The organism is Moheibacter stercoris, assembly GCF_040545805.1.
GTDB lineage: Bacteria > Bacteroidota > Bacteroidia > Flavobacteriales > Weeksellaceae > Moheibacter > Moheibacter stercoris.
The window spans coordinates 191876-215233 of the sequence record NZ_JBEPMO010000003.1 but is presented as its reverse complement, the minus strand read 5'-3'; the positions used below and the strand labels follow the sequence as shown (position 1 = coordinate 215233).

The window sequence follows — 23358 nt, the reverse complement described above, 5'->3', positions numbered from 1 at the left end:
TCTCAACTAAAAAATAGTACTATAATGAAAATTAAAAACATCCAACAGTATCGTAAAATTTTCAAAGAAGTAATCCGCAAAATGCCAGACCGAAACGAGAACTTTATTGGAAATTACTACACCGATAAAGCAGAAGAAAAAAGAATTAGAGGATGGTTTGATTTATATTTCGGATTAGCAGACGGTAATTCAACAGCGCAGAAAGGAGTCGAAAATAAATTGATATCATTTCTAGATATGGCTCGTGACGGGCAAGCTGTATATGAATTTTTGCAGAATGCCGTAGATGCTGGAGCTTCTAATTTTTTGATGTTTTACAAAACCAATCCAGAAACAAATGAAGATTATGCCATGGTTATTAACAATGGTGAAATGTTTTCGACGAAGAGTATTGTTTCGATCTTAAATATAGGTTCGTCAACTAAAACAAGTGATTCTTCTAAGATTGGTCAATTTGGTATTGGCTTCAAGCTTGCCCACAGATTGGTAGGGAAAGATAACGCCATTCCAGAATTAGTTAATGACTTAAGCGGTCCAATTTTATATAGTTGGAAAAATAATGAAATTAACAACATCAGTAACTCGATAGAAGAAGCTGATATTGACTTTAAGTACGATGAATTAAACGATAATTTCGAAATTAGCGACAATCATTCATGGTTGTTTAAAATTCTTTTGACAACCTATCCATGTGGATATCAAGAAAAACCGATTATTTGGGATGGAATACGAGCTGATGCTAGTCCATTTTCGGAACATGAGTTTCATTTTTTGTTGAATTGGCTAAAGGATGAGCAGGTAAAAAAACATATACAAGAAGGTTTTGAAGAGGGTGCCTTGTTTATGATGAAACTTGGAGCTGGTAAATTGGAAGAGTTACAAAATGAACCCAATTTGAAGGAAGGTATAAGGTTTTCTTTAGCTGTATTAAAAGAAACATCTACTGAGGGACATTCGAGGTTACATAAAGCTGTAATTAATAATGATGAAGTTTATCATCCTGATATAAAATACCATTTATTAACCATTCCAAAACAAGACCGAGAAGATTATGCTTATATACGTTTTGGTAAATCTTATGAAGAACTATCTCAAATAGAACTAAATATAATAGATGAAGAAAGCGATATCCAAGTTTTATTTGGATATAGAAACTATCGAGAAATTGGGGACTTTTTCAAAGGATCTCCTAGTTTTTATTTGTATTTTCCATTGAGTCAAGAGGTTCATAATTTCAATTATATCCTTCACTCAAATGCTTTATATAAATCATCGAGTAGGGTTTTTTTACAATCTGGTGGCGGTAAATATGGGATGAATGAACGATTGTTTGCAAAAATAGTCGAACGTTTGGAAGTTGAAATGAGAAGGTTATTTGAAGAAGATTATGAAGTATTTAAAGATTTATACTGTGCGTTTCTAACTTCTGGACAAACCGTGAATGAGCAAAATGCTTGGATTACCAAATCGTATGTTGAGCCTTTGAATGCCATGCTGAAAAAAATAGTTCCTGTAAGAAATCAAAATGGGGAGTTGAGCTTATTGGATACTACAAGGACAAGGGATACAATCTACTTCGTCGATACAGCACTGGATTTACGGACTGACGATTATTTTTTCGACTTTCATTTTAGTGATTTTACTATTGATTTAATTCATTTTGTTTTCAATAAACTAAATATCAGTACATTTAATATCTACAATGTATTGAATGAAGAGTTCGGCCATAGATATATAAATAATTGGTTAGGTGAGAGTGTAGATTTTAAAAAAGTATTTTTAGAGGAATTAATTTCGAAACCAAATCGTATTTATACCACAGGACTTAATAATGTGCAAAAAGCTAATTTGCTAAAGATTAAATGGATTGAACTTTCGAATGGTGAAATAATATCAATAGAAGACATAGCTGATTATCCAATTATATTGTTGAATGATAACTTGTATGAAATCAAGTCTGTATTGAATAAACTTGGTTTTGTAACCTCAGAACAAAATCTTTCTTCTTTTATAAATAAGTTTCGAAGCAATTTCCAGCAAAATGAGCTGACGCAATTAACTTACCTTACTCTCACAAAGTTATTTAGTGATCATGTGAACGTTGAGGCGCTTGATCAACTAACTAATCAAGAAAAGTTTTCAATTTTTGAAGCTTTTCGAACACTTGATGACAATCCAGGTGAGCGATTGAAATATTTGAAAGTGTATAAAAACAATATGGGTATTTATCAACCTCTTGAGAATTTAGGAGATAAGACAGGAGGTGTTTTACGATTGTTTTCTATAAAAGAAAGTCAGCTTGAAGGAATCGATAGGACAAATATTAACCGCTACATTAAAATAGATGGTAATAAGCTGTATGAGTCCTTATACTATCCTCAGTGGAAAGATTTGTTGAAATATTTAACTGTACATCCACGTGCATTTACTACCGATCAAGTATTAAGTGAATTAGATTATGCATTTAGGCATTCAGATTGGGATGAAAAAGGCAACTGCTCTTTAGCAGATCATAATTCAGTAATATTTAATAGAGAAGTAGTAGAAACTAAAAATGTTTTAGCTTTCAAAAATAATGTCGCAGAGAATGAGGAAGCGTACCAAGATTTACAAATTAATATACAAGAGTATTTTAATCATTATTTGCCCGATTGGGAATTTAGGGAATTGTATCAATCCGAATTACCGTTTGGATATTTAGAAACAATCCAAAATTTTGAATTAAATTGTGAAGGTTTGACTCTGGATCAAACAGAGTCCATCTTGCAAATTGCAAATACGTATGTAGAAGATTTTTTTGAATATTGTATTATCGATAAACAAGGAGATTTATACAGTATTTCTGATGAAGAGGATAAAATACAAGTTTTCACTGGTCAAGAAGAAATAATTGAGTTGATTCAAAATTCATTTCATGAAACGTTGGTGCAATTGCCTCAAACTCTGAAAAACTATAAAAGTTTGGTTGTTTGTAGAGAGGAAAAACTCTATCAGACGATTATAGAAAATGAATCTGTTTATACAGACAGCTTGTTGTTTGATAAAGTGCTTGGTATTGTTAGATTTTTTAGTCTACACAGTAAGCAAACTTTTTTTGAAAACTTGGAAAAGCTGACTTTATCACCAGCAGATAACGATTTACGTGTAAGAAATATACTGAGTTTTCTATACTCACTAAAAGACTCTAGAGATATTGAGATATCAGAAATTCAATCTAAAATAGTTTTTGTTAAGGATGAAGATGAATTGGTGTTGAATCAAGTTGTACCCTCAATACAATCGTATAGACTGAACAATAGGGAAGTTGAATTTAGTAAAATACTCGCTACACAAGATAATAATGCTGTTGTTTCCGAATTTTACCAACATTTTATCTCTAACACAGAATTTGATAATGAATTTTTCAAAAAAGTCTTTAAGCAGGATGCGCAATTCGAAGATCAGACGTTGAAGGATTTATTTATTCAATCCTTAGAAGATGAAAATGAGATAGCAAATATTTATCAATTGTATTTTTTAGTCTTCTCGGAATTATTTTCAGAAGAAGAAATCGATAATTTTTATGTGTTAAATGGTGATGATGAGTTTGTTTTTATTCATGATGAACTTTTTGTAAACATTCAGAATATAGATGAAGAATTTTTAAATGTAGGTTACTTTTTGAATCAGGTGTATACCGAAAATGTAGATTTAATTAAGGATGTTGTTGATTCGAATTGTCTGAATTTACAGTTTTTACGATTAGATGAAAATTTTAAATTTAATGTACTAATTGATTCGGAGGATCTTAGTTTAACAGATAAATTAAGTTTGCTTTATTGCTTATATTTAGATACTCCAGAAAGTGAAAGAAGTGTTAATCCAACACTAATTGATAAGTACTTAGGAATAGATATCAAAGATAAAATAATTGTTGAGGGATTTGCACATGATAATTCTATTTACAATGAAATATTAAATTGGAATAATGATGGTATCAAAAAGACTTTCTTAAAATATATAGGCTTTTACTTCGATGGAGATGTGACTGTTCAGTTTTTGGAAAGTCTCAAAGAAAATACTGAAAATTTTGTTTGGTTCAATCGATTCATATTAAGTAAAGATGATATAAATTTTATTATTCATTATTGCTCTAATACAGAAATGAAATTCTCTTTGAGTAATAAGTCTTTACTAGGCAAAATTGTTGAACTATGGAGTGATTATGTACAATTTTCACACGATAAAGTATTATGCTATGTTAATAATGAATATTGTCAATTCAGTGAAAATAAAAACTTAAGCGAGTTCAATTATGAGAATATCGATCAAGTGTTAGAGAACATTTCTATCGATGCATCAAATCAATTATTTACATCATTCAATATTCCAATAAAAGATATTAACGATTTGATTGAAGATGTTCATCAAGAGCAATTTGATTTAAATGAGTTACATTTTAAGTACGAGATAACTGACGAAGGTGTTGCCGAGCTAGACGAGTATTTTTACAAAGAATGGAAAAATGATACGAGAAATATTCGAATTTTTAGAGGTGAATCTTTGAACTATAAATTATATGTATTGTTAAATGCTGAATACATATACTTGTGTGATGTTCAATATAAACAAGATGAATGGATTATAGCGGAAGTTAATAGTCTAAAATTATATTACACCAATGAAAAATCACTTAAATCGGTCATTGAACATTTTTCATCTGAAGAATATGATTACGAAACATATAATTTAAGGATTTCCTTGAAAAGACTTGAAGAGCTTAACAATGCACTAAACTCTACAATTTCGGATATTATAAAAAATACCGATGTTGATGAAATAAAAGAATATTTTCAAGCTAAAATTGATAAAGAAGAAAGAAAGGCGCATCGAGAAGGTGTTGTTTCTAAAATTAAGGAAAATAGGCAATATTCCAAAGATTGGTTTATGAATTATTTGGAATACTTAAATACAGTGACAGAGAAAAATAGCAACAGTGATATTAAATTTCTAAGATTTAGTAAAATTGAACCAACTGATAAAGCTAAATTTTATTTACTATCTGCCTGTAATACTGTTATCCCAGACAATATAGATGAATCTAAAAATGTTGATATTAAAATAATTTCTGGAAAGGATAAGGTTTTGTATCCAATCAAAAACATTTCGCAAAAAAATCAAACGGTTCTCATTCAATTAGCAGAAGAAATTGATGATTCACTTATTGATAATTTCTTTATAGGAGAGATAAGTTATACACCCGTTATTGATCTTTTAGATAGATTAACCAAAGCTTATGTCGCCTTGGATAATTGGGATGATGTGATTAAGGAATTTCCTTCCATTGATTATATATACGGACCTCCAGGGACAGGTAAAACGACTACATTAAAAAATAAAATCAAAGATTTTGTAGCTCAAGATAATAATGTTAAAATATTGGTATTAACACCTACTAATAAAGCATGTGATGTGTTGGCTGAAAAATTGTATGAAGATCAATTTTATAATTTTATGAGATTATCAGGTCCAACATCTGATCATTTACCAGAAGAGCATTATACAAATGAGCTAGATATCAATGCGTTAGGTGGTTTGAATGTATTAATATCTACGATTCATCGACATTCATATTTTAAAGTACAAACGGATACTTCGCAATTTTATTTGTACAATTATGAGGATTGGGATTATATAATTATTGATGAAGCTTCAATGATCAATCTACCTTACATTACCTTTAGTAGTATGGTGACGAAACAGAAGAGTGAGAATTGTAAGTTGATAATTGCAGGTGATCCAAATCAAATACCGCCAGTTCCAGAGCTTAAAGATGAAGAAATAGAAGAGATTGGTGTACAAACCGAGAATATTTATTCAATGTTTGGATTAAAAAGTTTTGATGAAGAAAGTCAACATTTTGAAATTAGAAATATTGACACGGTTCAAAATCTAACAACTCAATATCGCTCCTTACCAGAGATTGGAAATTTATTCAGTGCATTTTCTTATCAAAATATGGTGAATTCGGATCGCAGTGCGAATTCTAAGAGAGTTTTGCCCGAAAAAATTCAAGAACTATTATCAGAGACCATCACATTTTTGAATGTTCCATTGGAACGAGATAATCCATTGTTTAGTGTAAATAAATTGGTGCATAGTTCCTATCATCTGTATTCTGCACTTTTGATATATGAATTTATAAATTACTTTGATAAAAATTGCAATAATGATGAAGAATGGTCAATTGGTATTATTGCTCCATACAAAGCTCAAGCTGTATTGGCAAGCAGATTAATTGGAGAACTTAAAATAAAATCGAACATTAAGGTTTATGCAGATACTGTACATGGATTTCAAGGAGATGAATGTGATATTGTACTTTTTATTTGTAATCCAAGTAGTTATTTATCACGGCCTCATGAAAAATCTTTATTAGCTAATGATTTCATTTACAATGTCGCCATTAGTAGAGCACGTGATTACTTAATCATTGTAAATCCTTTCGAGAAACTTACTGATAATCCATTTATTAATAATTTAAAGCAAATTCAGTATAATTATTTGGAAAGAAATGTAAGTATAAAACAGTCAAGTGTTTTTGAGAATAGTATTTTTAGTGATTGTAACTATATAGATAAAAATACTTTCATAACGAATCATGATGATGTAAATATATATAAGTCCGATAGCTATAGATATTATGTGAAAAAGAATAGTTTGTCAATTGATTTCCAAATTAACGATTAGAAGAAGAAATTATATGAAACATATTTCGTTACGATTAGCTTGGCATGATGATGGATGGAATGGTCATATTTGTAAAAATCCAAAAGCAAATACACATTGCGTAGGACAGCATTCTTACCCTGGAGATTTAATTTCTCAATCGAGGGACATAGAATGGGAGCAACAAAATAATGTAGCTGGTTGCCATTGTTCGTTTTTAGATAGAATACCACCATGTTCTTATAGTATTAATGCTTTTGGAACATCAGCTATTTGGGGAGAAAGTAATCCACCTGATTTTTTTAAAGATGATTCTACAGGAATCCAATTTGAGATTCCTGCATCTACAGCTTGTATTTGGCCATATGAACAAATGTATTCTGACTCTATTAAAGCTGATAAAGATTCCTCGCAAACCTATGATTATGGAAAAAGATTACAAGCTGCAAAAGATTTTTTTAATGCAGTAACTCCCAATCATAGTTTAGTATTCTATTATGCTAATAAGAGTAATCCATTTAGCGAAGAGGACGATAAAAACTATGTGCTTGTAGGTGTTTCGAGAGTAAAGTCAATAGGAGATGTTATGTATTATGATAATGTTTCTGAAGCTAATCGAAAAAAATATGCAGATGGATTTGTATGGCAAATTCCTGTTACTTCTCATTTTCCAGATGAAGGATTCGCAATTCCATATCATAAATTTAGAGATAAACCTGAAATTTTAGAGCGCATTACATATATCCCAGAAATCTCTGGAAACTTCAAGTACGGGACAAGACATATTTCAGATGATGATGCTTTAATTTATGTAGAACGTTTAACTGAAATTGTTGATTATCTAATTACTGTAGATTCTTCAGAAAATTGGGCAGAGCGAAAATCTTGGTTAATAAGTCTACAAAATGAATTGTGGAAAAAACGTGGCCCATTTCCTGGATTAAATTCTGCTTTGGAAGTGTTAGAGATGTACGGGTTTATGTCGTATTATAAAGATGCTGTTCTTAGAAATGAAGGTATAAAAGCAAAAGAAATCATCTTCAAATATCTTAATGATAAAAGACTAAATTCTTTTGAAGATAATTCGATAAGTGATGCAGAATTAAAAGCCTACCAAAAGAATTGGTATATCAAGCTTAATGATGCTAATAAACGGGAACTGATCGAGAAAGTATTGGTTAGGATTGATTTAAGTACAAAACAAATTCAGGATATATTAGATGATAAACGAGAACAAAATTCAATCTATTCACCTATAGATGCTATTATTGAGAATCCCTTTTTATTGCAAGAAGAATATATCGGTAGCAGTAGTGATGATATTATTAATTTTGAAAAAATAGATCATGCTGTGTTACCTCCACAAGAACTTGATTTAAATATTCTTATCCCAAAAGATGATCACAGAAGGCTACGAGCTTTAATGATTGATAATTTAAAGAAAATAGATGTTCATTCTTTCACAGATCAGGATTCTATTTTAGAAAGGGTTAATACAAAATTGTCTGTTTATCCAGATTGGAAATCTATTGATTTTAATAAAGGATATATTGAATTTGAACAAACATTTTTCGAGGATAAATTATTTTTCAAATCAGATAAAGGGGTAACCTATATTTATTTAAAGGAAATCTATGATTTAGAGAGAATAATTGAAAATCAGGTAAGAAATTTAATAGGCAGACTACCCATAGATATACAAAGACCGTTCAATAGGGAAAAATGGAAAAATGAAATTTTTAAATCATCAAGTACATTAAATCAAAAGTCTCAAAAAGAATATGAGATTGCAGTTGAAGGACAAATACAAGTATGCGAGCAAATTTATAGAAAGCCTATTAGTGTATTGTCGGGCCCAGCAGGTACTGGAAAAACAACAATTATAAATGCTATTCTTAAATCGATAAGATTTACATCTAATAATACTGAGAAGTGTCTACTACTAGCACCAACAGGAAAAGCTTCAGATAGGATGAAAGAGGCAACAGGTGAAGAAGCCAAGACAATTCATCAATTTTTAGCTGCTAAAGGTTGGTTAAATCCAAATCTTACTTTCAAAAAACATGGGGGTAAAAAAGAGGAAGATATAACAACCTATATTATTGACGAAACCTCTATGATTGATTTAACCTTAATGGCTACTTTTTTTAAAGCTATTAATTGGGATTATGTTAAACGAATAATTTTTGTTGGTGATCCTAATCAATTACCACCTATTGGAAGAGGAAAAGTTTTTGCAGATATTATTGAATTTCTTAAAATAATAGACGAGGAAGCTTATGGACATTTGGAAGTTAATCTTCGTCAAATGGAAAATAAATTAGATGAAAATGGTACTGGAATTCTTGATTTAGCCTCAATTTATGTAAGTACGGATTACGTACGCAATAAATCTGATTCGGAAGATGTATTAAGAAGAATTAACGAATATGGTGAGCTTGATAAAGATTTGAAAGTTCATATCTGGGAAAATAGTGATCAACTTGAAGATTTATTAGTTAATACTATTCAAGAAGATATGGCGGCATCTGGATCAGATGATATCATGAATTATCAAGTGATTTCCCCATACAGAGGAGAGTTGTTTGGAACAGATTATCTTAATACTGTATTACAGAAAAATTTAAATGAAATAAATTCAAAAAAAGGAGCATTAGGAGGTATTACCTATTTTGATAAAGTTATCCAATTTGCTAATAGAGCTGGAGCAAATTCATATTGTGGGTACAATCTAGAATCGAAAAATAAAGAAAGAGTTGCTGTATATAATGGAGAAATTGGAAAAGCTTTTATTTGTTACCCTGATAAGAACGCATATCATTACATTCATAATATAAGAAGGTTTAATGTGAGATTTAATAGACAATCTCATTACAATATTGAATTTTCTTCTGAAAGTCAAGTTGTTGAAAATATTGAATTAGGATATGCTATATCCGTGCATAAATCTCAAGGAAGTGAGTTTAAATATTTGTATTTAATAGTACCTCAATCTAAGCAGGGTTTACTTTCATCCGAATTAATATACACAGGGATTACTAGAGCTAAAAAGCAGTTAAGAATATTTGTAGAAAAGGATTTAAGTATTTTACAGTCTTTAAGACGACCAGAGAGGAGTAAACTTAAATTCATAAATTCTTCTATTTTCGAATTCAAACCATTGCCATTAGAATTCTCAAATATGGGATCTTGGTATGAAGAAGGGAAAATTCACGCTACTTTGAGCGAGTATTTAGTAAGAAGTAAATCCGAAGTGATTATCACTAATCTTTTAATGGCAAACGAAATTCAAAGTTTTAAATATGAAACTATTTTATTTGCACCTGATAAAACATTTTATTTACCAGATTTTACGATTTTTATAAATGGTAAAACATTTTATTGGGAGCATGTTGGAATGTTACATTTAAAAAAGTACAAGGAAAGATGGCAGGAAAAGAAAAAGTGGTATGAAATGCATTTTCCTGGACAACTTTTAGTTACGTATGAAAGTGAAAATTTAAGTATAGAAGCACAGGATATTATAAACCGAATTAAACAAATTTAACTCATGATCAACCCAATCGAACGCATCACCCAAAATAGAATTATTCAGCTGTTCAAAGAGCAATTGGGCTATAGTTATTATGGCAATTGGGAAAAACGTGAACACAATAGCAATGTTGAGCAAGAGATTTTGAAAAAGAATCTTTTGCAACGTGGATATACGGAAACTTTGGCTAATAAGGCGGTGAAAGAATTGTACGATTTGGCGCATACGAATTCGGGTAATTTATACGATCGTAACAAAGCATTTTACAACACGCTACGTTATGGGGTAAAGGCGCGTCCAGAATTGGGCGAGCAGTTCGATACGATTTTCCCGATTGATTGGAAAAACTGGGAAAATAATGAGTTTGGCATTGCGGAGGAGGTAACTTTAAGCAAAGGACAGCATATACGTCGTCCAGATGTGGTATTGTATGTAAATGGAATTGCCTTGGGTGTATTGGAGTTAAAACGTGGAACCACGGACATTGCAGAATCGGTCAACCAATGCATTTCCAACCAAAAAGAAACTTTCAACGAGTGGTTTTATACCACGGTTCAGTTTGTTATGGCGGGTAATAATACGCAAGGATTGAAGTATGGAACTATAGAAACTCCAGCCAAATATTTCTTATCATGGAAAGAAGACGAAGACGACAATACCGAATACAAACTGGATAAATACCTAAAGAAACTTTGTGTCAAAGAACGCTTTTTAGACATCATTTATAATGCAGTGGTTTTCGATGCAGGAGTTAAGAAATTGCCACGTCCACATCAATATTTTGGATTGAAAGCAGCGCAAGAATTCGTAAGACGAAAAGAAGGTGGAATTATCTGGCATACGCAAGGTTCAGGTAAATCCCTGATGATGGTGATGCTGGGTAAATGGATTTTGGAAAATGTTCCCAATTCCCGTTTGGTAATTCTAACCGACCGTACAGAACTTGACGATCAAATTGAAAGGGTATTTAACGATGTCGGAGAAACAGATATCGCCAAAACTAGATCGGGTAAGGAATTGATGCAGTTTTTGACTTCGTCACGTCCACGCTTGGTGTGTTCGTTAATCCATAAATTCGGTAATAAAAACGAAACAGATTTTGATGTTTTCTTAAAAGAATTGCAAGAAAATCCGGTACAAACACAAGGTGAAATCTTTGTTTTCATTGACGAATGTCACCGCACGCAAAGCGGTAAGCTCAACCAAGTGATGAAAGCCGTATTGCACAATGCTGTATTTGTAGGGTTTACGGGTACACCTTTATTGAAAGAAGATAAGAAAACAACGATGGATGTTTTCGGACGATACATTCATACCTATAAGTTTAATGAGGCGGTACAAGACGGTGTGGTGAAAGACTTGATGTATGAAGGGCGTAAAATTGAACAAGCATTGACCTCACAAACAAAAGTGGACCAATGGTTTGAAGCTAAGACTGCTGGACTGAACGATTTTCAACGAAACGAGCTCAAAAAGAAATGGGGAACCATGCAAAATGTATTGAGTTCAAAGAGTCGCATGGAAAAAATCGTGTCGGACATTGTGATGGATTTCTCTGTAAAACCGCGTTTAGCCAATGAAAAAGGAAATGCAATTCTTGTGGCATCGAGTATTTATGAAGCGTGTAAGTACTATAATTTGTTTCTAAATACGGAGTTGAAAAACAAATGTGCGATTATTACTTCATATAATCCTAATGCTCGTGATATTTCTTTAGAAGATACGGGTGCAGATAATGAAACCGACAAAGAGTACATTTATAATACCTATACAGAATTATTAAAGTCTGTCAGTTCGAGTGGTAATAAATCCAAAACGGAGACCTACGAACAAGAAAGTAAGGAGCGTTTCCGTAAAGAGCCCGCTCGTATGAAATTGTTGATCGTAGTATCTAAACTTTTAACAGGCTTCGATGCGCCTCCGTGTACCTACATTTACATCGACAAAAAAATGCAAGATCATACCTTGTTTCAAGCTATTTGTCGCGTGAATCGTTTAGATACCGATGATAAAGATTACGGATACATCATCGATTATATGGAATTGTTTGGAAATGTAACCGACGCCATCAGTGTCTATACATCTGAATTGGACAGTGAAAGGTTTACAAAGGAAGAAGTTGAAATCAATTTAAAGGATCGTATCAAAGTAGCGGCCGATCGATTGATGACGGCATATGAAACCGTAGAAGCGATTATTGAAAATGTTGCCTTACCCAAAGCAGATCTAGATTTTATCCATTACTTCTGTGGGAATACCGAGAACCCCGAAGATTTAAAAGCGAATGAATTCAAACGTATGGCTTTGTACAAAGCGATTGTGGAATACATCCGTGCATACACAGCCATTAAAGCAGATTTTATTCAAACAGCATTCAGTGATGCAGAAGTGCAACGTTTTCATAAAAAAATTGATGAGTATTTAAACATCAGGGAAATTATCCGAATTGCGTCAGGTGAAACGATTGATTTGAAGGCTTATGAGGCTGATATGCGTTTCTTAATTGATACGTATATTCGTGCTGAAGAATCTGAAACCATTTCTCCTTTTGAGGATATTTCTTTGTTGGATTTATTTGAAACCAATATTCAAAAAGCGATTGAAACTTTACCTGCTGGTATTAGAGGCAATAAGGAAGCAGTAGCCGAAATTATAGAAAATAATGTGCGTAGTAAGATTGTTGAGGAACATCTGTTGGATCCAAAGTATTTTGACCATATGTCTGTCCTTCTGCAAGAATTAATTGAAAAGCGCAAGCAAGATATGATTTCCTATCAGGAATATCTGAAAGAAATGGCTGAACTGGTAAGTCAAGTCAATCAAGGTAAAAAGGATGACTTACCGGATTCGCTAAATACAAAAGGAAAAGTAGCTTTGTATCATACCTTGGAAGATGAATATTTGGCTTTAGCTTGTGAAAATGCTGTACAATACGCAAAACAAGAAGGATTTCGAGAAAATTTAGCGAAACAAAACTTAGTCAAAAAAGCAATTTACGACGTTGTAAAAGATAAGGATAAAGTCAACGAGATTTATAAAATTATAGAAGCTCATAAAGACGAATACTAATGAAAGTAGAGCATTTGAAGATTGGAGGAGTAGAGATAGAGGTTACTTTTAAAGATATTAAGAATTTACATCTTAGTGTCCACCCGCCGGAAGGAAAGGTGACGATTTCTTCGCCAGAATTTTATGATTTGGAGAAGGTGAAAATCTATGCGGCTACCAAATTGGGTTGGATTAAGAAAGAGCAGCTAAAGTTTAAAAATCAAGCAAGAGAATCCGAACGACAAATGATAAACCAAGAAAGTCATTATTTGTTTGGTGAACGATATTTGTTAGAAGTCGTTGTGGCTAAACGGAATTCGATTAGTTTAAAAGGTAAAAAGATTGTTCTTTTTGTAATAGATGGAAATGATAAAGAATTAAAGCGAGAGGTTTTATACAAGTTTTACAGAAAAGCACTTCGTATTAAATTGAATAGTTTACTCGCACATTTTGCAGATAAAATGCAATTGGAAATTCCTGAATTCAAAATCAGAACGATGAAAACCAAATGGGGTTCTTGTGCGCTAACAAATGACCGTTTGTGGTTCAATATCGAATTGGCCAAAAAACCTGTCGAATGTATCGAATATGTAGTTGTTCACGAATTGGTGCATTTACTTGAACGCCATCATAATAAGCGTTTTGTTTTATTGATGGACCAATACTACCCAAATTGGAGAACTCAGAAGAAAGCGTTGAATGAATTGCCTTTGTAAAAACAAATGGTATTAATTAAATTTCAACTTTCATCGGTGACACTTCAATAAATCCTTAAAATTTCACTTTAATTACCTCAATGCGCTACCTATTCATTATTCTAAACCTTATCACCTTTATAGCCTTCGCTTGGGATAAACATAAAGCAAAAAACAACCAAAGAAGGATCTCCGAATCAACTTTGTTGTTATTGACTTTATTCGGAGGAACCATCGGAGCAATTTTAGCCATGATATTATTTCGCCATAAAACCGCCAAAACCAGTTTCCTACTAAAAGTAGCAGCAATAATTCTATTCCAAATTTTGCTAATCCTCTATTTCTTCAATACCTATTTTCCTAATTATTAATTTCTTCTCGACAAAAGAATTTTAAATCCGAAATCTCCCTCTATGTGCAAACGTAAGTTCTATCCACACTATGCGCACTGAATAGCATCTATGTTCCTATGTGGTTTCAGAAAATCGCAAAAACATTTTCCAATCAAAATTCAAAAATCAGAATTTCAAAATCCTTGTCCGCCGTAGGAGGAAAAAATCAGAAAAAACTCCAACCTCCAAACCACAGCCAACCCTATGTGCAAACGCAAGTTCTATCCGCACTATGCGTATTGAATAGTTTCTATGTTCCTATGTGGTTTTTAAAACACTCATAATAAAATTCAAAAATCAGAATTTCAAAATCCTTGTCCGCCGTAGGAGGAAAAAATCAGAAATCCAAAATCTTAAATCCACATTGAAAATCCCTATCTTTGTGTCCCAAGAAAAGTATAGACTTACTTTCTACATTCATACATTATACATTAAGATAAATGAGAATTGCCGTTTTCGTTTCCGGTTCCGGAAGTAACTTACAAAATATCATTGATGCCGTTCAAGACGGAAGATTAGCCAACGTCGAAATCGCCATGGTCATGGCAGACCGCGATTGTTATGGAATTGTTCGTGCATTGGACGTTGATATTCCCACTTATTTGTTGGAAGATCGATCCACTTTTTCAGAAGATGCCGATCATAATTTGGAAGGAGAAGATATAGATCTTATTGTTCTTGCCGGATTTTTATCGATCCTTACACCCGAATTCACCCAAAAATGGGAAGGGAAAATCATCAACATTCACCCTGCTTTGTTACCAAAATTCGGTGGAAAAGGAATGTATGGCAAACAGGTTCACAAAGCGGTGTTAGAATCAGGTGATACCGAAAGTGGTGCAACCGTTCATTATGTAACGGCTGGAGTAGATGAAGGCGAAATCATCGTTCAAGGAACTTTCCCAGTCGAAAAGGGCGATACCATCGAAGATTTACAACGCAAAGTTGCCGAAGTCGAAAAGGAAATCTTGATTGAAGCGATTCAGAAAATTAATTTAGGATTGTAGATTTCTGAATGCTGATTTTAAGTAAATTGAATGTTCATTAAACCTAAAAACAGTTAATATGAACAGTCAAGAATTAAAAAACAGAACGAAAAGATTTTCTATCAATATTATAAATTTGGTTGAAAATCTTCCTAAAACTCCTTCCGGAAGAGCGGTTGCTAATCAATTAGTCAGAAGTGGAACTTCGGTAGGAGCAAATTATAGAGCAGTATGTAGAGCAAGAAGTAATAAAGAATTTATTTCAAAACTAAATATTGTAATTGAAGAATCAGACGAATCTGGATTTTGGTTAGAAATTATAGAAGAATTAAAATGGTTAAATGTGAGGGAATTATTAAAAGAATCCAATGAATTAACTGCGATATTTGTAAGCTCTATGAAAACAATAATTAAAAATAATTCAACTAAATCCTAAATCTTAAATCTAAAATCAGAAATCTAAAATTAAACAACAACACAAAATTATACACAAAATGCAAAAACAAGCACTCATCAGTGTTTCAGACAAATCCAATCTGATTGAATTTGCTCAATTTCTAGTCGGGAAGGGCTATAAAATCCTTTCGACTGGAGGAACTTTTAAACATTTACAAGACAACGGAATCGAAGTAACCGAAGTAAAAGATGTAACCGGCTTCCCGGAAATCTTAGACGGACGTGTAAAATCGCTTCATCCTGCCATTCACGGTGGAATTATGGCGCGTCGTGCCGACGAAAAGCATATGCAAACCTTGGCCGAACACAACATCAATCCAATTGACATCGTCATCGTGAACTTGTATCCGTTTTTTGCCAAAATGAACACCGGACTTTCCGAAGCCGAAATGATTGAGTTCATCGACATCGGAGGACCTTCTATGTTGCGTTCATCAGCAAAAAATTATTACGATGTAACGGTTTTGACCGATGCGAACGATTATGCTAAAGTTCAAGCAGAAATTGAAGAAAACGGAACCACAAACTTGGAAACACGTCGTTTGTTGGCTGGAAAAGTATTCAACTTGACTGCTGCTTATGACGCTGCGATTTCTTCCTATATTTTGAATGAGGAATTCCCGCATTTCTTGGAATCTTCCTATGAAAAAGTGATGGATTTGCGTTACGGAGAAAATCCACATCAGAAAGCAGCCTATTACGTGGACAAAACCCGTAATGGAGCAATGAAAGATTTCGAATATTTACAAGGAAAAGAACTTTCATTCAACAACATTCGCGATATGGATTTGGCGTACAAAGTGGTTTCCGAATTCAAAGAAATTACTTGTTGTGCCGTGAAACATTCGACGCCTTGTGGGGTTGCGATTGGGTCAACCGTGGATGAAGCCTATCAGAAAGCTTACGAATGTGATCCGGTTTCGATTTTCGGAGGAATCATCGCATTCAATACCGAAGTAAACGAATCGACTGCGGTCGAATTAAATAAAATTTTCTTGGAAATCATCATCGCTCCGGCCTTTACCGAAGGAGCATTGGAAGTATTCAAATCGAAAAAGAATTTACGAATCATCAAAGTTACCAATCCAGTTTCCGATCGTGTAAGTTATGCGAAAGTAGATGGCGGATTATTGGTGCAAAGTGTCGACAATCAATTCTCAACCGATTTGAAAGTCGTAACCGAAACTCAACCAACTCCAAAACAAATGGAGGATATGGTATTTGCGCAAAAAATCGTGAAATGGGTAAAATCCAACGCGATTGTGGTAGCAACCAACGGTCAAGCATTCGGAATCGGAGGCGGACAAACCAATCGTATTTGGGCAGCGCAACAAGCGATCGAACGAGCAAAACGTGTTCAAACCGAAGAATTGGTATTGGCTTCAGATGCATTCTTCCCATTCCGCGATACGGTTGATTTCGCAGCCGAAAATGGAATTACCGCATTGATTCAACCAGGAGGTTCAATGAAAGATCAAGAAAGTATTGATGCTTGCAACGAAAAAGGAATTCCAATGGTCTTCACCGGAATGCGCCATTTCTTACATTGATAAGAGTTCAATCCTCCTTCGGCGGACAAGAGTTTAATGTTTAACGTTGAATTTGAATGAAATATATAACCTCATTTGCAATTTGTAGATGAGGTTTTTTGTATGCTGAATAAACAATAATATCATCAAGGATTTCGTTTGGTGTAAATGAAAACTCATTCAATTTTGCCTTTATTGTTTCTTCTATTTGCTTTTTTATTTTCTTGTAAAAATGATAGTAAGAAAGAATTTAATGTTTCTCCAAAAGAATTTTCGATTCTGGATTCTATTAGGGAATTAAATAATATTTCTGTAGTATATGATGAAAATTTCTTTCCAAAATTCAAATCCGATTTCAAATCTTCAGGTAATTCTACCCTAGTTGATTCTATGCAATGGCCTTATTATAAGATTCTATATTATGGAAGAGGTGAAAAGTGGTTTAAATACCCATCCAAAGAATTATTAGAAAATTATCCTATTTGGTACCGAATTAATTCTGATTTTGTAAAAGGTAAAATTCAATTCTCAGATTTCGAAAATTTCAATTCTCCTGACTTGAAAATTGTTGTTGACACCACACAAATAATCAATAATGAAAGAATGTTTATGGGGCAACTGAAAGGTGATTCTTACGCTGTTTATATCATGAATAATTCCAATTTATGGTATATAGCAAACATGGGTTCCCGTTTTCCCATTCTCATGCAAGCAATGAATAGAAATGGTGAATGGCAGCATATTGAATATAGTATTTCGCCTATGGACGCAGTTATATTTTATCTTTTAGAGCCTAAATCCTATTTTGTTACATCTGCTAGAAAGTATGAAGGTGATTTTAAAACAAAATTTAGATTAAAATTTAAGCAAAGGGGAAAATTTATTTACTCCAATGAATTTTCTGGTTCTATGAATCTCTCACAATTTGCAATTCCAGAAATGTCAAAAACAAATGATATGGGTAAGAAAAATTATTCTATTTTTCTTGAATAATTCATTAGCCTGTGGAATCAACCTTCTATAAAATTTTATTCTTTTTTATTGCTGGTTCTATATTTCATTTTGTGATGTTATTTGTGAAATGGAACAACACCAAAAAACTTAGAGAAGACTTAAAACGCAAACAAATTAAATCTTTTCATAATCTACAATACAAAGAAATATCGATTTCCTCTGGCGGATGGTTGCAGAAATTCAATTTCGGATTGTCCCAAACCGATGTCGATTTAATTTTCACGAACAATCAAATTCAGTTTTTACCTACAAAATTTTCATTTTTTCTTTACGCTTCCATGTTGCCATTTGACATCAACAAACGTTTAGATGATTTGGATATCGAATTCAAAAGAAACAAAATCATATTCTATTATTCCGCTCGAAATTATGAACACGGTCAAACTCAAAATAAAATTTCCATTTCAGGATCCGAAATGAAATTAGGAGAATTAAAACAATTTTTAGAAACTTGGTTAGATGAAAAATAAGGTAGATACTAGATTTATTGGTCGATTTATTTTTAATCTTCTTTTTTTACAAAAATCGAAATCTACTTTTAAAATTGGATTCAAATCAAAATGATTTGGAAGATATTGGGAAATAGTGAAGGTTTTTCAAACATTTTAAACGTTTCATTTAATTTTTCAATAGGATTCTATTATTTTCACAATCTTAAAAAATAGATATGAAAAAGAACTTTTCTCTATTGGCGCTTATTGCCGGAATTTCTATGATTCTTTTTAGTTTTGGAAAAAACGATCTTGACAAGGGTGTTGAAATCAAAAAGAATCCCAATTTTTCCAATCTCAAAATCCTGCCCAAAGACATATCTGACGATGACTTAAAAGGAGTGATGCGTGATTTTAATGCAGCTTTGGGAGTGAAATGTTCCTATTGTCATGCTCCAGGAGCCGATGGGAAAATGGATTTCGCAAGTGACGCAAATGAAATCAAAAATGTTGCTCGTGATATGATGCAAATGACCAAAGGAATCAATAAAAAATACTTTGACGAAAAAGATCCACAAAATTTTCAAGTCAACTGTATGACCTGTCATAATGGAAATGCAAATCCCAATAAAAAAGAAAGTGTAGAACCTGTTCCAGCAATTGGTGTTCAAAACACAAAATAGATCAAATACTATTAAGTAAAGCCGAATTGAATTTCTCGAAATTTAATTCGGTTTTTTAATACAACTTGATTCGGAATTTTCAATCTTTGCAAAACAATGATTCGATAAGAATCGTACAAGATTATCACACATACCTTATACAAAAATGAAAAAAATACTCATCATAGGATCTGGAGGTCGCGAACATGCAATTGGATGGAAATTCAAAGAAGATTCCATTTTGAATGAATATGAAACGGAATTGTTTTTCGTTCCTGGAAATGCAGGAACAGCCCAAATTGGAACCAACGTTTCCTTGAATTCTTTAGAAGAAATGCGCGATTTTGCCATTTCCAACAACATCGATTTAACCTTTGTGGGTCCCGAAGATGAACTTTCAAAGGGAATCGTCGATTTATTCCAAGAAAAAGGATTGAATATTTTTGGTCCGCATCAAGCAGCTGCTCAATTGGAAGCTTCTAAAGCTTTTGCCAAAGATTTCATGCAGAAATATGACGTAAAAACTGCTGCCTACAAGACCTTTCAAGGTCCGATGTTGGCCATTGAGTATTTAGAAAGCCAAGAATTCCCTATTGTTGTCAAAGCGAGTGGTTTGGCAGCAGGAAAAGGTGTGATCATTTGTCAGAATTTCGAGGAAGCTAAAAAAGCAGTTTTGGACATTATGGAAGACAAAACTTTTGGTGATGCCGGAAAAGAAGTGGTGATTGAAGAGTATTTGGAAGGTTTTGAAGCTTCTATTTTGTCGATTTTCAATGGAAAGGAAATTGTTCCTTTCGTTTCCGCAAAGGACCATAAGAAAATTGGAGAAGGAGAAAAAGGTTTAAATACTGGAGGAATGGGTGTTTTAGCGCCAAATCCATTGTTTCAAAGAGAGCATTTTGAAGCTTTTGACTCCGACATTTTACAACCTACATTAAAAGGATTGATTGCAGAAGAATTGCAGTTTTCAGGAATTATTTTCTTCGGCTTGATGATTACGCCAAAAGGAGTTTATTTGTTGGAATACAACCTGAGAATGGGCGATCCAGAAACCCAAGCTACTTTACCATTGTTGGAAAATGATTTGTACGAAATCGTAACGAAATCCAATAAAGGAGAATCCTTTGAGTTGAAATTTGCCAACAAACAAGCTTGTTGTGTGGTGATGGTTTCAGGTGGCTATCCGTTGAGTTATGAAAAAGGATTTGAAATTCGCGGATTGGAAAATGTAAAATGTCCGTATTTCATTGCGGGAGCTAGATTGAAAGGTGACGAGGTTGTGACTTCAGGAGGTCGCGTCATCAATGTAGTGGGAATTGGAAATGATTTGGAAGAGGCACGAAAAATTGCTTATGAAAATATCAAACGAATTCATTTCGATTACGAATACTACCGAAATGATATTGGCGTGATTTAAAAATAATAATTGGTTAGGGATGGGGAGAATTTGGCGCATTATCAAACGCACATTTGTAATTTTATTTGTAGCTCAATTGGTCTACATCGTGGTATTGAAGTGGGTTAATCCTCCTATAACCATTACGCAAATCAATAGTTTAGTAGAAGGTCATGGGCTCAAAAGAGATTATATCTCGTATGCTCAAATGCCCAATTCAGCCAAATATGCTGCAATCGCTGCAGAAGATCAATTGTTTGCCGAACATAACGGTTTCGATCGAAAACACATTGAAAAGGCTCTGAAATTTAATGAACAAAATGAGGGAAAGAAACTTCGTGGAGCGAGTACCATTTCGCAGCAAGTGGCCAAAAATGTATTTCTATGGCAAAAAAGAAGTTGGTTGCGAAAAGGTTTGGAAGCTTATTTTACCTTTATGATTGAATTAATTTGGGGGAAAGAACGAATTCTAGAAATGTATTTGAATGTGTCGGAAACAGGAATCGGAACCTTTGGAATCGAAGCAGCTTCCCAACGCTATTTCAATAAGCCAGCTTCCAAATTAACCCAAAACGAAGCGGCGAGAATCATTGTCAATTTGCCCAATCCCAAAAAATACAAAGTCAATCCGCCAAGTTCTTATGTGAGTCGTAGAGCTTCTTGGGTAGAAAGACAAATTCGAAATTTAAAAGGAAATCCAGCCATTGACAATCTTGTAAAGGGTAAATAATTGTACATCCAAGTAAAGCAAATTTCCTAAAATCTTTGTCTAGAAGGATTCGATAAATCTCTACAGAAAATCCTATTTTTGTGCAAACCACACAAAATGACACAAGGAATTGTAATATTGGACTTCGGGTCTCAATATAATCAGTTGATTGCCAGACGAATTAGGGAGTTTGGTGTTTATGCCGAAATTTTACCATACAATGCATCGGTTGAAGAAATTCTTAGCAAAGAACCAAAAGGAATTATTCTTTCGGGTGGACCATCTTCAGTTTTTGCTGAGGATGCAGCTTTGATCAATCCATCGTTGTATGATCAAAATGTTCCTGTTTTTGGAATTTGTTATGGCATGCAATTGACTGCTCATTTATTGGGCGGAAAAGTGAAAAAAGGGGAAAAGGGAGAATATGGAAAATCGGAATTTACCATTATGGAGGAATCCAAATTATTCCAAAACGTTCCGCAAACTTCTACTGTTTGGATGAGCCATTTCGATGAAGTTTCGGAATTGCCAGAAGGATTCAAACTTTCAGGAAAATCCAATATTGATATCGCTTCGATTATTAACGAAGAAAAAAATATTTACGCAGTTCAATTCCATCCAGAAGTTTCGCATTCCGAATTTGGAACAAAAATCTTGGAAAACTTTGTATTTGACATTTGTCAATGCGAGAAGAATTGGGAATTGAAAGATTTTATTTCAACCGAAATTCAACGCATCAAAGAAGTTGTAGGAGACAAAAAAGTGATTCTAGGACTTTCTGGGGGAGTAGATTCTTCAGTAGCTGCGGTTTTGATTCATCGCGCTATTGGCGATCAATTGACCTGTATTTTTGTTGATACAGGATTGCTTCGCAAAGATGAAGGAAAGAAGGTGATGGAGAATTATGGAAAGCATTTCCATATGAACATCAAAATGGTGGATGCGCGCGAACAATTTTTATCCAACTTGAAAGGAATTTCAGATCCGGAACAAAAACGCAAAATCATCGGACGTGAATTTGTAGAAGTTTTTGATGCAGAATCTCAAAAATTTGAAGATGCAACGTTCTTAGCACAAGGAACCATTTATCCAGATGTGATCGAATCTCAATCGGTAAAAGGTCCGTCTGCGACCATTAAATCTCACCACAATGTAGGAGGTTTACCAGAACATATGAAATTGCAGCTTTTGGAGCCTTTACGTGAATTGTTCAAAGATGAAGTGCGCAAAGTTGGGGTAGAGTTAGGAATCCCAAGAGAATTGGTGTATCGTCATCCTTTTCCAGGTCCTGGTTTAGGAATTCGTGTTTTGGGTGAAGTAGATGAAGAAAAGGTTCGAATCTTACAAGAAGCCGACGATATTTTCATTCAAGAATTGTACAAACATAATCTATATGATGAGGTTAGTCAAGCATTCGTTGTGCTATTACCCGTGAAATCGGTTGGAGTTATGGGGGACGAAAGAACCTATGAATACACGGCGGTTGTTCGTTCTGCCAATACAATTGATTTTATGACGGCAACTTGGTCAAAATTACCCTACGAATTTTTAGAAATTGTTTCCAATCGTATCATCAACGAAGTCAGAGGGATAAATCGAGTTGCATACGATATTAGCTCGAAACCGCCTGCCACAATCGAATGGGAGTAAGAAAAAAATGATTTTTTCTTTTGGTAAAAAGAAAAAACGTTTTATATTTGCACACGCAATTACGGAAGACCCATGGTGTAATGGTAACACACCGGTTTTTGGTACCGTTATTCGGGGTTCGAGTCCCTGTGGGTCTACCAAGTTTTAAAA

Annotated in this window: 14 protein-coding genes and 1 tRNA gene; all 15 read left to right on the top strand. The window is 33.5% G+C overall.

Features of this window, described 5'->3' with window-relative positions; genetic code table 11:
- Window positions 1–24 precede the first annotated feature (24 nt).
- The 15 genes from ABID46_RS04340 (at window position 25) to ABID46_RS04270 (ending at window position 23348) form a co-directional block, all read left to right on the top strand.
- Window positions 25–6729 (top strand): DEAD/DEAH box helicase, encoded by a 6705-nt coding sequence (locus tag ABID46_RS04340; protein ID WP_354507435.1) that lies wholly within the window; start codon window positions 25–27, stop codon window positions 6727–6729.
- Window positions 6730–6742: 13 nt separating this feature from the next.
- A complete protein-coding gene (locus ABID46_RS04335; protein WP_354507433.1) occupies window positions 6743–10255 on the top strand; it encodes an ATP-dependent DNA helicase in 3513 nt (1170 codons plus the stop codon).
- Window positions 10256–10258: 3 nt separating this feature from the next.
- On the top strand, window positions 10259–13309 hold the full coding sequence (locus tag ABID46_RS04330) for a type I restriction endonuclease subunit R (RefSeq protein WP_354507431.1): 3051 nt from the start codon (window positions 10259–10261) through the stop codon (window positions 13307–13309).
- Window positions 13309–14004 carry a M48 family metallopeptidase gene (locus tag ABID46_RS04325; protein ID WP_354507430.1) on the top strand — a complete coding sequence of 232 codons (696 nt, stop codon included), beginning with the start codon at window positions 13309–13311 and terminating at the stop codon, window positions 14002–14004. Before ABID46_RS04330 ends, ABID46_RS04325 begins: the two co-directional genes overlap by 1 nt.
- Before the next feature lie 80 nt (window positions 14005–14084).
- The gene (locus ABID46_RS04320; protein ID WP_354507428.1) at window positions 14085–14354 is read left to right on the top strand and encodes a DUF1294 domain-containing protein; all 270 of its coding nucleotides are present in this window, start codon (window positions 14085–14087) and stop codon (window positions 14352–14354) included.
- 461 nt (window positions 14355–14815) lie between these two features.
- Window positions 14816–15382 (top strand): phosphoribosylglycinamide formyltransferase, encoded by a 567-nt coding sequence (purN, locus tag ABID46_RS04315; protein ID WP_354507426.1) that lies wholly within the window; start codon window positions 14816–14818, stop codon window positions 15380–15382.
- Window positions 15383–15440: 58 nt separating this feature from the next.
- Complete coding sequence (locus ABID46_RS04310; protein ID WP_354507424.1) at window positions 15441–15797, top strand: four helix bundle protein; 357 nt, start codon at window positions 15441–15443, stop codon at window positions 15795–15797.
- A 58-nt stretch (window positions 15798–15855) separates the two neighbouring features.
- The gene (purH, locus tag ABID46_RS04305) at window positions 15856–17367 is read left to right on the top strand and encodes a bifunctional phosphoribosylaminoimidazolecarboxamide formyltransferase/IMP cyclohydrolase (protein ID WP_354507422.1); all 1512 of its coding nucleotides are present in this window, start codon (window positions 15856–15858) and stop codon (window positions 17365–17367) included.
- Between the two features lie 147 nt (window positions 17368–17514).
- Complete coding sequence (locus ABID46_RS04300) at window positions 17515–18339, top strand: hypothetical protein (protein WP_354507420.1); 825 nt, start codon at window positions 17515–17517, stop codon at window positions 18337–18339.
- 11 nt (window positions 18340–18350) lie between these two features.
- Complete coding sequence (locus ABID46_RS04295; RefSeq protein WP_354507418.1) at window positions 18351–18830, top strand: hypothetical protein; 480 nt, start codon at window positions 18351–18353, stop codon at window positions 18828–18830.
- Between the two features lie 197 nt (window positions 18831–19027).
- The gene (locus ABID46_RS04290; RefSeq protein ID WP_354507416.1) at window positions 19028–19474 is read left to right on the top strand and encodes a c-type cytochrome; all 447 of its coding nucleotides are present in this window, start codon (window positions 19028–19030) and stop codon (window positions 19472–19474) included.
- Between the two features lie 145 nt (window positions 19475–19619).
- A complete protein-coding gene (purD, locus tag ABID46_RS04285) occupies window positions 19620–20870 on the top strand; it encodes a phosphoribosylamine--glycine ligase (RefSeq protein ID WP_354507415.1) in 1251 nt (416 codons plus the stop codon).
- Window positions 20871–20898: 28 nt separating this feature from the next.
- A complete protein-coding gene (gene mtgA / locus ABID46_RS04280) occupies window positions 20899–21579 on the top strand; it encodes a monofunctional biosynthetic peptidoglycan transglycosylase (RefSeq protein ID WP_354507480.1) in 681 nt (226 codons plus the stop codon).
- Window positions 21580–21675: 96 nt separating this feature from the next.
- Entirely contained in the window at window positions 21676–23208 is a 1533-nt protein-coding gene (gene guaA / locus ABID46_RS04275) for a glutamine-hydrolyzing GMP synthase (protein ID WP_354507413.1), read from the top strand.
- A gap of 66 nt (window positions 23209–23274) precedes the next feature.
- Window positions 23275–23348, top strand: a tRNA-Gln gene (locus ABID46_RS04270).
- The last annotated feature ends 10 nt before the right edge of the window (window positions 23349–23358 follow it).

Excerpts from the sequence above, each read along its gene's own strand:
- ABID46_RS04340 (WP_354507435.1), top strand. The coding sequence starts at position 25 with ATGAAAATTAAAAACATCCAACAGTATCGTAAAATTTTCAAAGAAGTA.
- ABID46_RS04335 (WP_354507433.1), top strand. The coding sequence starts at position 6,743 with ATGAAACATATTTCGTTACGATTAGCTTGGCATGATGATGGATGGAAT.
- ABID46_RS04330 (WP_354507431.1), top strand. The coding sequence starts at position 10,259 with ATGATCAACCCAATCGAACGCATCACCCAAAATAGAATTATTCAGCTG.
- ABID46_RS04325 (WP_354507430.1), top strand. The coding sequence starts at position 13,309 with ATGAAAGTAGAGCATTTGAAGATTGGAGGAGTAGAGATAGAGGTTACT.
- ABID46_RS04320 (WP_354507428.1), top strand. The coding sequence starts at position 14,085 with ATGCGCTACCTATTCATTATTCTAAACCTTATCACCTTTATAGCCTTC.
- purN (WP_354507426.1), top strand. The coding sequence starts at position 14,816 with ATGAGAATTGCCGTTTTCGTTTCCGGTTCCGGAAGTAACTTACAAAAT.
- ABID46_RS04310 (WP_354507424.1), top strand. The coding sequence starts at position 15,441 with ATGAACAGTCAAGAATTAAAAAACAGAACGAAAAGATTTTCTATCAAT.
- purH (WP_354507422.1), top strand. The coding sequence starts at position 15,856 with ATGCAAAAACAAGCACTCATCAGTGTTTCAGACAAATCCAATCTGATT.
- ABID46_RS04300 (WP_354507420.1), top strand. The coding sequence starts at position 17,515 with ATGAAAACTCATTCAATTTTGCCTTTATTGTTTCTTCTATTTGCTTTT.
- ABID46_RS04290 (WP_354507416.1), top strand. The coding sequence starts at position 19,028 with ATGAAAAAGAACTTTTCTCTATTGGCGCTTATTGCCGGAATTTCTATG.
- purD (WP_354507415.1), top strand. The coding sequence starts at position 19,620 with ATGAAAAAAATACTCATCATAGGATCTGGAGGTCGCGAACATGCAATT.
- guaA (WP_354507413.1), top strand. The coding sequence starts at position 21,676 with ATGACACAAGGAATTGTAATATTGGACTTCGGGTCTCAATATAATCAG.